Source organism: Bradyrhizobium sp. CCBAU 051011, from assembly GCF_009930815.1.
Lineage (GTDB): Bacteria > Pseudomonadota > Alphaproteobacteria > Rhizobiales > Xanthobacteraceae > Bradyrhizobium.
Map to the genome: position 1 here is coordinate 8111501 of NZ_CP022222.1, position 10331 is coordinate 8121831.

Here is a 10331-nt window from a genome sequence, read left to right on the forward strand (position 1 = left end):
CTTTGTGTCAAGAATCCTCAAGGCGACCAGCGTCCTCATCATCCTGCGCCGTGCCGGCCGCGATGGTGAACATGCGAGCGTCGAGCACCATGCGTTCGAGCGGATAGTCGCGCGAATAGCCCCTGGCGCCGAACAGTTGCAGCGCCTGGTTGGTCACATTGTTGGCCGCCTCGGAAGCGATGATCTTCGCCTGCGTGGCGAGAAGCGGATCGGGAAAGGGATCGGCGCTGAGCGCAGCCTGATGCAGCGACAACCTTGCCGCATTGAGCGCGTTCGCCATGTCTGCCAGCCTCCACTGCAATCGGCGATCGGGCGCCCGAATTGCCGCTCCTTCACGAATGTCGGCGCCTTCTCGAACGCGCCCTGCGCGAGGCCGAGCCCGACCAAGCGGGTGCGCACGTATTGAGCTGTTTATAAACTTGGCTTTGCTTATGCCTCGCAGACACTCGGTGGCAGCCGGACCCAGCAAGATACACCCGTAGGCGCGACGATTTCCTTCGAAGGCGCGCTAGGTCAAGTTTCTTCCAGGACGAACGTGTAAAGGCGGCACATCTAAAGCGCCTGCATCTCGGGAATAAAAGCTCTTCGCTTTCGAACTGCTACCGCTACGCGCAGTTTACGCTGACAAGGATCGAAAACCTGTTCAATTTTCGATCGCTCCACTTGCCGGCTTAAGGGATCAGCCGTGCTGGACCTAGCGCTTACGTGCACGGCCCCGCTCGGGCTAGATGGGAATGGAACTGAGATTTGCCAGTGCAAGGCCTCTCACCCTATTCGCGCCAGATGGCACTTGGGCCTGCGAGTTTTAGATATATCCACACGAGTAGTCCTGGCGAGGGCTTGAATCGCACGTAGCGTTAGATTGTACGGTCTTAAAAAGCAGGTGGCGCCCCTCTGGCCATTTCAACGCTTCCAACCAAGTGATGAGAATTGCTAATGTCCCACACTCGTGAGCTCACGTCGCAAAATCACGATGCTCGAGCACTCACCCGAAAGCAAAGTGGTCCATCAGCCGCATCGCAAACCTACCACGTTGCGCCCGGAATAGGATGAGAGTCTGGCGCGATCTGCGCAGCATGTGGGTGATAGCCACGGCTGTTACAGACCGCTCCTGGTTCTCTCTCCCCGACCAGATGCAGCTTCGGCGGCATTTGGAGGTAGCTCAATCCACAATGCTTGCGAGGTATATCTTACCGGTATCGAAACTTCTTTCGTCTACCCGGGTCGCAATCGTTGTTTCGCCCGGCGTTGGCGGCTCTGGCTCATCGGCGACCGGCGGCTTGTTAGCCGCCTCCATGCGCTCGGAAGCTACGGCATCTACGAATAGGACGACCGAAGCACCGCTGCGATAGGTGTGCAGATACGCGAGTGCGCTTCCGCGGCCGTCAATGCTTTGAATGGTCCCGCCCTGTTTCGCGGTAGACAGGTCACGCTGCGCTTCGCGCAGAAAGGACAATACCGCAGGTTGTCTCAACATGAAGAGGATATCGTGAATCAAAAGCTGCGAACGTATCGGTCTTGGTTTTTCAAAGTACACCGCTGTGCAGCATCACTTGCCGTTGCTGCTGTGACTACCACGGTTCTATGCGCCGAACAGGCGGGTGCGCGAGATCGGCTGGCGACACCGGAGGAACGAGAAGCTTGCACACCGGACGTGCTTCGCCTTTGTAGCAGCCACATACCTGATGCAGGAGCCATCACTTCCTGTCTCAGAGCCAAGTTCGGAAACCTGAGTGACCAATGTCGCTACGTGATATCGTTTCGAGACTCTGCCAAGCGAAAGGAAAGCTCGAAGTGAGCCGGCGCCGATAGCCCGCCGGCTTCGATTGCCTACGTTCGAGACCAGCCCCTGGGGCTGAATTGCAGGATGGCAACGCCGAATGGGGACAGATGAAAGGGCGCGGGTAATTGAGGCTGCACCAACCGCTTGCGAATGACGGAATTCTTGGCGCTGGACACTTACTTGGACGAACAGGCGAATGCGTGAAATACCCTTCCAAACCGTTCTGATCGCCAACAGAGGCGAGATTGCCGTACGAATCATCAAAACCTTGCGAGGGCTGGGGCTTCGCTCTGCAATTGTCTACCACGATGAGGATGCGGGGACGCCGGCTGTTGCCATGGCTGACACGGCGATTGCGATCAGCGGTCGCACTCCGATTGCCGCCTATCTCGATATCCCGCAAATCATCGCTGCTGCCCACAAGGCGAGCGCGGACGCCCTTCATCCGGGCTATGGGTTTCTCTCCGAGAATGCTGAGTTCGCCAGGGCCGTGACAAAGGCGGGCATTGCTTTCATCGGGCCAGCTCCGGAAAGCATCGAACTGATGGGCGACAAAATCAGGGCTCGCAACTTCGTTCAGCGGAGCGGTTTTCCGGTTGCACCTTCCGCGATCGAAGAAGATGATCCAGCGACATTCACATTCAGGGCGCGAACTGTCGGCGTTCCTTTGCTGGTGAAGCCATCGGCTGGAGGTGGCGGCAAGGGCATGCGGATCGTGCGCGACGTCGCTAACTTGGAGGAAGCGATTGCGCAGGCGCGCAGTGAGGCGCAGAGATACTTCGGCGATGCCCGGCTTTACATCGAACGATACGTCGAAAACCCGCGGCACATCGAAGTCCAGCTGCTCGGCGACTCCTTCGGAAACGTGGTCCATCTCTTCGAGCGAGAGTGCTCGGTCCAGCGCCGGTTCCAGAAAGTCATCGAGGAGGCGCCGTCCCCCACACTATCGCCGGAGTTGCAGAGGCGGATCTGCGAAGCTGCCGCGGGCATCGCGCGTGCCGCCAAATACCAGAACGCAGGCACTGTCGAATTCATCTACGGCGGCGGAGAGTTCTATTTTCTCGAGATGAATACGCGTCTGCAAGTTGAGCATAGTGTGACCGAGATGATCACCGGCATCGATCTTGTTGCGCAACAGATCTATGTCGCCGCCGGCCGCGAACTTGGATTTTCGCAATCCGATATTGTCTCGAAAGGACACGCGATCGAGGCTAGACTGTATGCGGAAGCCCCGGAACGTGGGTATGTTCCGACGACTGGCAAGGTACTTGTTCTTGAGTATCCGGACGGCGACGGCATACGGGTCGACAGTGGCATCGTGCAAGGCCAGCAGATCACGACAGCGTTCGATCCCATGCTCGCAAAGATCATCGTGCATTCGCCCACGCGCATGGAGGCTGCGCTGAAGGCCCATCGGGCGATGCGCGAGCTGGTGCTTCTCGGCTGCGAGACAAACGTAAGCTTTCTTACACGTATCCTCCACGACAAGGCATTTTTGAGCGGACACGTCCATACGGGATATCTTGAGGAAAATCCGCATATTGCATCGAGCGAACCCGCGTCCGACTTATCTGACTTCCTCGCCACAGCCGCCCTCCTGGCGAGACCTGTCCGCGAATCTGCAGATGCCGTGCCCGAGCTTCACGTAGCGCTGGGCAGCTGGAGAAACTGACGTGAACCACTATTTTGAAGTTGATGGCGTAGCTTATCAACTATCGCTTTCGCGTTGCCAACATGGCTATCGGCTTTGCTTGAGCAATCAAGTGATTGCTCCAATCGCGTTCTCCCAGCAAAGCGAAGGCCGCGGCGTTCTTACCATCGCTGGCGAAAGCGAACCGGTTCGGTTCGCCATCGACGGCGATGTTGTTCATGTGCATATGCGCGACAGGACGCGCATTTTGCACTACCGCGACCCATTGAGAACGCTCGCTTGCGCGAACAATAAGCCACATCATCTGATGGCGCGCGCGCCGATGCCTGGCCTGGTCGTTACGACCAGCGTTTCGCCTGGCCAAGCCGTTTCCGCAGGCACGCCGCTGATGAAAATCGAGAGCATGAAGTTGGAAACTATCATACGCTCTCCACGAGACGGGGTGATCGACCGGATTCACTTCAACGAAGGCGAAAGCTTCGAGCAAGACGCAGTGCTGGTTACGCTCTCCGAGGAAGGGCGCTGAGATGCAGCGGATCGCTTCTGCAGTGGATGTCAAATCCCAAGAATTTCGCCTCAACCAACTCCATAACAGACGACTCGCGGCCGAATTGAAGGAACGACAACGTACCGTCCGCTTCAACCGCGCTGAACGGGAACTTGAGCGGCTGCGCCGGCAGAACAAACTGTTTGTACGGGATCGGGTCGAGGCTTTGCTCGATCCAGATACGCCGTTCCTCGAGCTTTCGACTCTAGCCGCTAACAAGGCTTACGACGGCGATGTGCCCGGCGCAGCGCAGGTCGTCGGCATCGGCATCGTAGCGGGTCACGAAGTCATTGTTCACGCCGACGACGCTAGCGTGAAGGGCGGCGCATGGTATCCGCTGTCTGTCAAGAAGATCGTGCGGGCCTTGGACATCGCGATCGAGAACCGTTTGCCTGTTGTTCATCTGTGCGACTGTGCTGGTGGATTTCTGCCTTTGCAGGCGGAGTTCTTCGCGGATCGATACTACGCCGGGCGAATCTTCCGCAATCAGTCCATTCTCTCGAAGATGGCAGTGCCGCAAGTCGCCATCGCAATGGGTCATTGTACCGCAGGGGGGGCGTACGTCCCCGCGCTTAGCGACTACAACATCATCGTGGAGGGAACGGGCGCGATTTTTCTAGGGGGACCCCCGGTCGTGAAAGCGGCCACGGGCGAAACGGTATCCGCCGAAGAGCTTGGCGGCGCTCATATGCATACCAGCGTGTCTGGAACGAGTGACTATCTCGCAAACTCCGAGATGCACGCGATTGCCATCGCGCGGGACATTGTCGCTGGCTTCAATCCTGCTACGAAAGCCTCGATCAATAGAGTCGCTCCGGAGCCGCCCGCTTACGATGCGTCTGAGTTGTACGGTATTCTTCCCAGGGATCCTCGAGTGCAGTTCGACATGCGGGAGATTATCGCCCGTCTGGTCGACGGCAGCCGATTCCACGAATACCAGCCTCGCTATGGCGAGTCTTTGGTGTGCGGCTTCGCCCGCCTTTATGGATATCACATCGGGCTTATTGCAAACAACGGCGCACTGTTCGGCGATAGCGCGCTGAAGGGCGCTCACTTCATCCAGTTGTGCGACAAGAACCGAACGCCTCTGCTGTTTCTGCAGAATATCACGGGTTTCATGGTCGGCCGCGAATACGAACGGCGCGGCATCACCAAGGATGGCGCCAAGCTGATCATGGCCGTCTCTGGAGCGTCGGTGCCTAAATTCACGGTTATTTGCAACCGCTCCCACGGAGCGGGGACATTCGCTATGGCGGGACGAGCTTTCGATTCACGCTTTATGTTCTCCTGGCCGCAGTCTCAGATTTCAGCGATGGGTGCAGAGCAAGCGGCAGGCGTGCTTACGCATGTCAAGGCAAGACAATTGGCCCGGGCGGGTGGACGCTTATCGGAACAAGAGTTGGCGGCCATCCGAGAGCCTATTGTCGAAGAGTATCGGGAACGATCGAGCGCCTACTATGCAACTTCCGAAATCTGGGACGACGGCATTCTTGATCCCGTCGACACCAGAAGCGCGCTCGCAATCGTCCTGAGCGCTTCGCTCAATACTCCCATCGAGGCGCCACGTTACGGCGTCTTCAGAATGTAGCGATCGGATCAGGCGCAAAGCGAGAAGGCGTTGATCATGCCGATTCTTCGATTTGACTGGCTTCCAAATCGGCGGCTGGGTCTACCTCCACGCTCACGGAAAGGCAGATAAGTAAAACGCATCACCTTCGCCGCGGCCTTCCGTCGATAAAAACTGGATCTGAACTATATGTGCTCCAGTGTCGAAACTTTCGAAGCAGCTAGAGAAAACCGAATTCGAACCCGCTCCGGTGGCGACCACTGAGACGCTGATGCATCAGCGAAGTTTGACGCAAGCACGGGCGACCGGCCCCGAAACGGTTTCGTGAGCTTCCGAGCCGATATGTTCTTGAGCCAAAGCGATTCGCCGTGTCAAGCACGCAGCTTGCGCCTACCGCCTTTGGGTCCGGACTAGGTTTCGCCTCTCAAAGGATCAACGCCCGCGACCGAAGCGCCCGAAGCGGCGCTCTCGTCGCCCCGAACGGACCGAGGAGCACACCTAGTGGACAAGTCCAACAAACAATCAACATTTGAAGAACATTCCGATCAAGGACAGGCGGTAAATGACTGGAAATGGCATCACGGCCTGAACCGCGAAGATGCGCAGCGCGTCCCTCGCAAGGTCCAAGTTCGCAGATTTGTAAGAGAGGCTGCCCTCGATTCAGTCCCGATTGCGCTTCGCGCTCTGATATTGATCAACTGTGGAGCTGGGCTTGCAGTCATGTCATCTCTCGAAGGCGTAGCAACCAGAGTCACAATCGATCTGAGCCTTATCGGCGCCCTCTCTTCAGCAGCGATGTACTTCGCGTTGGGGGCTGCGCTCGCTTTCCTTGCAATGTTCGCCGGCGCCGCTGCTGAAATCGCGGTTTCGAGGCTCAGGACTTTTGAGCCACAACGGATACAAGAGGCGCGCCGCTTGCGCGCTGCGAACGCCGCGCGCATTTGCCACGTCTGTTCGTTTGTTTTCGCGCTGGCCTCGCTAGCTTTGTTCGCTTCTGGAATGGCCGATGCGAGCTCCACACTCCCGATGCTTCTGCAGAGGTAAGCTGCCCAACCGCCTTTGGACTTGATTAGAACCGAGCTCGCTGAGAACTGCCAGGAGCCCTCGCCCATGCAGTGCCCGAAATGCAACTCCGATGACTAGTGCGAAATCGCGTCACATGATCCCTGGAGCGGTCGACCGATGATCGCCTGCAATGTCTGCGGCGAATATACCGTGCACAAGCCGGCCGAGCGCGAGGAGGCGTACGCGGTCATTGCCGGCGCCCTGACTGGCGAGCACCAACACGACGCGCCGGCTGATGCGGGCAAGATCCTGGATGCCCTGGAGAATGCTGGTCTAACGATCACGCGCAGCTGAAAGCGAATAAAAAACTGACCCGCCCATGAACAGCGGTGCGTGGTTGTAATGCGAGGCTTCACGCCGCTGTCACCGATCTGAAGCGGCAGGTGGATCGAGATCCATAAGCTAAAGAACTTCCAGACACTGCCTAGCGCCTGCTATGAGTTCTCGACTTCGCGGCTGTCTGTAGCGAATCTTTGTCGTGAACAGCCGGTAAGCGATCGCGATCGTCTGTGGACGCTCCTGATGACGATTGCGCCCTCGTCTCGCCCATCTGGCACGACAATGCTAGGTGCCGTGACGATCTCGACTAGAAACATCGTAGGATAACCATGTAATGTACGGGCCCTACGGCTGTTGCCGGCGATAGTCGTCCAGCCATTTTAGCCAGCCCAAGGCAGGATGAGTTCTGAGTCTGTCCTGAAGGTTTGATTGGGCGTCGATCCCGATCGGTTCGATAACCAGCATGAATGTCGGAAACACCATGATTTGCGAAGGGGACGGCAGCACTCGTGGCCGCCGCGGGCGGGCCCGCTCCTCGGCCGCCAAGATTTCTCAGTCGTCCTGGTCGGCCTGGAAACACCCGGCGACCCGTTCCAATGTCAGTAACTAACCTTTCGAAGTGGTTTCTCAGACGCTTGTGTCCCCGTCACTCTGGAACGCGCGAGATTGCATATTGGGACGGCATAATTGGTTCAGCCAAGCCACTAAAAGGGATTGAACCTGACGCTGCGTTAGGTTGTAGGAATGAATTATGACCAAACCTACGCCACGCAAGCCATCGGCACCGGTGACCCGCCAGCCGAGGGACTGAAGGGCGGCGACGCCAATGCCAATGCAGTGGCGCTGAAAAGCGTGCTCGACGGCACGCCAAGCCCATATCGCGGTATCGCGCTTCTCAATGCGGCCGCGGCATTGATCGTGGCCGGCCGTGCCAAAACCTTGAAGGAAGGCGTCGCACTAGGGCAGAAATCGCTTGGTAGCGGCGGCGCCGTTGAAACAACTAATCGCAGTATCCAACGCCTAACAGCCGAGCCTAACCGATGTCCGATATCTTGACGAAGATCAAAGCCTACAAACGCGAAGAGATCGCAGCCGCCAAGCGCGCCTTGCCACTTTCAGAGGTCGAAACGCTCGCACGGCAGGCCTCGCCGCCGCGGGGTTTTCTCGCCGCCATCTGCAACAAGCACGCAGCAGATGAATATGCGCTGATCGCCGAGATCAAAAAGGCCTCTCCCACCAAGGGCCTTATCCGGAGCGACTTCGATCTGCCCTCGCTAGCCAGGGCCTATGAAGGGGGCGGCGCTGCCTGTCTGTCGGTACTGACGGAAACGCACCTCTTCCAGGGGCACCCTGATTCCACGGTCGCGGCGCGCGCGGCATCATATCTTCCGGTGCTGCGCAAGGACTTCTTGCTTGACACCTATCAGGTGGCCGAAGCGCGCGCTCAGGGAGCCGACTGCATTCTGATCATCATGGCGGCGCTTGAAGACGAAGCCGCGCGTGAGATTGAGGCTGCGGCAATGTCTCATGGTATGGATGTGCTGATCGAGATCAACGACGTCGAGGAGATCGATCGGGCGCTTAAACTCCGCTCGCCGATGATCGGCATCAACAACCGCAACCTGCGCACCTTCGAGACCGCTCTTACGATCAGCGAGGCGCTGGCGCCGCTCCTACCCAAGAATCGCGTGATCGTCGGCGAAAGCGGTATCCGCTCGCAGGGCGATGTTCTGCGTCTTTCGCGGCTTGGCATTTCGACCTTCCTGGTCGGAGAAAGTCTGATGCGGCAGGCTGATGTGAGGGCGGCGACCCGCGCGCTGCTCTCGCGCGAGGCGGCGGCTTCAACCGGAGCGCAGTAATGCGCGACAAAACCTCCCAGCCAAGCTCCCTTCGGTCCGAATACTGCTCGGCGGCGCCGCTGTTCGACGACGGCTATTCAGCATTCGGAAGGTCCGCAGAACTCTCACGTCAGCCCCTAGCCGGTAATCTCCCCTGCTTTGAGTGGGGCGATAAGTGCAGCCGGTGATGGAGAGGCGAAATGCAGCGTTTGAACCAAATAACGGTGCCCTAGCGCGGGATTAACGGCAGAATCATGGAAAGTCTTAAAATCGAGGCAGAGATTCGTCAGATGAGTGCGGTCTATGCTCGGAGCAGCGCGCTTTTCGGGCGGCAGCATGCGTACCGCATCAATCCTGCCGAGCTGATCGAGGCCAAGGCGGCGGCTGACATATCGAGCGCCGCTCAGATCGCCAGAGCTGGAGCGAAGCGCCCCACCGAGATCATCGAAGAGATAGGCGGCTCGGTGAATCGCGCTCCGCGCTGGAGCGCCAAAAGAGGCAAACAATGATTTCTTGGCAGACAGACACGGTACCCGGATCGATCGCGCTGATCGAACTCATGTTTCGTAAGCTTCGCGAAGTGATCGATACAGACGCCTCGATCCCGCCTGAGCTGCGGCTTTCGTTGCACGCGACGCTGGATGAGCGCCTTATCTCCGGGAAAAATCGCCTTCTCGACAGTATCAGCAGGCAAAATGGCGCTTGGGCGATGCCCATGTCACCACCGAGGAATGATTTGCAGTGAATGATGCCCCGCGCGGACAGGTTACGGATGGCCAGCCCTTCGGAGTACCGGCATCCTGCCCGTCGCTCTTCCCGCCCTACGACACGAGGAAGTGGAACGTACTCGATCTGACGCGGAGGCGCGACGAAGGTTATGTCCAAGCGGAGCCAGCTGTTGTGTTCAGCTGCATCGCCAGGTCAGTCAGATTACAGGTGCCACCAAGCGCGAACAGCGCGGAGGCAACTTCAACGGTCGCGAACCTGCGCGATCTCCGCATGCCTCAAAGGTTCGAAGTCAAACGCCACTCTGGAGCTGGGCTATGAGCTGGCAATCGCCTCCCCCGATAAGCGAAATTCAGTCCATCGAGGCGATCGAGTTTCGCCAAGCCATGCGAAATCTGGCGAGCGGCGTGTCCATTGTAGCGACCGGAACGGCCGACGGACGGCGCGGCTTAACTGTCAGCTCTATTACCTCGATCTGCATGGAGCCTCCCTGCCTGCTGGTCGGCATTAATGCCAGTTCCGAAACTCACGACGCGATACTCGCCAACGGCACCCTTTGTGTGAGTCTTCTTGGCGGCAATCAGCAGGACCTCGCACTGCGTTTTGCCGGCCGGCACGGCGCCAACGGCGCCGACCGTTTCGATACAGCGGCATGGGGTCATGGGGTCCTTGACGTACCGGTTCTGCTAAGCGCAATTTGTGTGCTCGACTGCGTCTTGCATCATTACCAAGTCGTCGGCACCCATGGGATCTTTGTCGGCCGGATCGTCGCAACGCGATCAGCTCAAGGCAATCCACTCATCAACTTCCGTGGGGGGCTTCGAACGCTACTGTACGGCTGAGTGCGTGTTTTCACCGCAAGGTCTCTATTCGTA

12 protein-coding genes are annotated in these 10331 nt (G+C 58.2%); 10 read left to right on the forward strand and 2 right to left on the reverse strand.

Going from position 1 to position 10331, the window contains the following annotated elements:
• Positions 1–7 precede the first annotated feature (7 nt).
• Together ACH79_RS45315 and ACH79_RS38285 are read right to left on the reverse strand one after the other, a co-directional pair.
• A complete protein-coding gene (locus tag ACH79_RS45315; protein ID WP_371419326.1) occupies positions 8–469 on the reverse strand; it encodes an acyl-CoA dehydrogenase family protein in 462 nt (153 codons plus the stop codon).
• Between the two features lie 693 nt (positions 470–1162).
• Positions 1163–1537, reverse strand: a complete 375-nt coding sequence (locus tag ACH79_RS38285; protein WP_161855468.1) for a hypothetical protein — start codon at positions 1535–1537, stop codon at positions 1163–1165.
• Positions 1538–1979: 442 nt separating this feature from the next.
• Here ACH79_RS38285 and ACH79_RS38290 point away from each other — a divergent pair, with 442 nt between their 5' ends.
• The 10 genes from ACH79_RS38290 to ACH79_RS38330 all read left to right on the forward strand — a co-directional run bounded on the left by ACH79_RS38290 (position 1980) and on the right by ACH79_RS38330 (position 10298).
• Positions 1980–3455, forward strand: coding sequence for an acetyl/propionyl/methylcrotonyl-CoA carboxylase subunit alpha (locus ACH79_RS38290; RefSeq protein ID WP_161855469.1), 1476 nt, complete (start codon positions 1980–1982; stop codon positions 3453–3455).
• Between the two features lies 1 nt (position 3456).
• The gene (locus tag ACH79_RS43420; RefSeq protein WP_202639120.1) at positions 3457–3960 is read left to right on the forward strand and encodes an acetyl-CoA carboxylase biotin carboxyl carrier protein subunit; all 504 of its coding nucleotides are present in this window, start codon (positions 3457–3459) and stop codon (positions 3958–3960) included.
• Between the two features lies 1 nt (position 3961).
• Positions 3962–5569 (forward strand): acyl-CoA carboxylase subunit beta, encoded by a 1608-nt coding sequence (locus ACH79_RS38300; RefSeq protein ID WP_161855470.1) that lies wholly within the window; start codon positions 3962–3964, stop codon positions 5567–5569.
• A gap of 480 nt (positions 5570–6049) precedes the next feature.
• Entirely contained in the window at positions 6050–6592 is a 543-nt protein-coding gene (locus ACH79_RS38305; RefSeq protein WP_161855471.1) for a hypothetical protein, read from the forward strand.
• Between the two features lie 138 nt (positions 6593–6730).
• A complete protein-coding gene (locus tag ACH79_RS38310; protein WP_156434855.1) occupies positions 6731–6907 on the forward strand; it encodes a hypothetical protein in 177 nt (58 codons plus the stop codon).
• 729 nt (positions 6908–7636) lie between these two features.
• Entirely contained in the window at positions 7637–7948 is a 312-nt protein-coding gene (locus ACH79_RS38315; RefSeq protein WP_371419327.1) for a hypothetical protein, read from the forward strand.
• Positions 7933–8751: an indole-3-glycerol phosphate synthase TrpC gene (gene trpC, locus ACH79_RS38320; protein ID WP_161855472.1), complete on the forward strand. Its 819-nt coding sequence runs from the start codon at positions 7933–7935 to the stop codon at positions 8749–8751. The genes ACH79_RS38315 and trpC overlap by 16 nt, the downstream gene beginning before the upstream one ends.
• 233 nt (positions 8752–8984) lie before the next feature.
• A complete protein-coding gene (locus ACH79_RS38325; protein ID WP_161855473.1) occupies positions 8985–9239 on the forward strand; it encodes a hypothetical protein in 255 nt (84 codons plus the stop codon).
• A complete protein-coding gene (locus tag ACH79_RS43425) occupies positions 9236–9475 on the forward strand; it encodes a hypothetical protein (RefSeq protein WP_202639121.1) in 240 nt (79 codons plus the stop codon). The genes ACH79_RS38325 and ACH79_RS43425 overlap by 4 nt, the downstream gene beginning before the upstream one ends.
• A 298-nt stretch (positions 9476–9773) precedes the next feature.
• Positions 9774–10298, forward strand: a complete 525-nt coding sequence (locus ACH79_RS38330; RefSeq protein WP_246738309.1) for a flavin reductase family protein — start codon at positions 9774–9776, stop codon at positions 10296–10298.
• The last annotated feature ends 33 nt before the right edge of the window (positions 10299–10331 follow it).

Coding starts and splice junctions, on each gene's coding strand:
- ACH79_RS38325 (WP_161855473.1), top strand. CDS start 8,985: ATGGAAAGTCTTAAAATCGAGGCAGAGATTCGTCAGATGAGTGCGGTC.
- ACH79_RS38315 (WP_371419327.1), top strand. CDS start 7,637: ATGAATTATGACCAAACCTACGCCACGCAAGCCATCGGCACCGGTGAC.
- ACH79_RS38290 (WP_161855469.1), top strand. CDS start 1,980: ATGCGTGAAATACCCTTCCAAACCGTTCTGATCGCCAACAGAGGCGAG.
- ACH79_RS43425 (WP_202639121.1), top strand. CDS start 9,236: ATGATTTCTTGGCAGACAGACACGGTACCCGGATCGATCGCGCTGATC.
- ACH79_RS38310 (WP_156434855.1), top strand. CDS start 6,731: ATGATCGCCTGCAATGTCTGCGGCGAATATACCGTGCACAAGCCGGCC.
- ACH79_RS38330 (WP_246738309.1), top strand. CDS start 9,774: ATGAGCTGGCAATCGCCTCCCCCGATAAGCGAAATTCAGTCCATCGAG.
- ACH79_RS38300 (WP_161855470.1), top strand. CDS start 3,962: ATGCAGCGGATCGCTTCTGCAGTGGATGTCAAATCCCAAGAATTTCGC.
- trpC (WP_161855472.1), top strand. CDS start 7,933: ATGTCCGATATCTTGACGAAGATCAAAGCCTACAAACGCGAAGAGATC.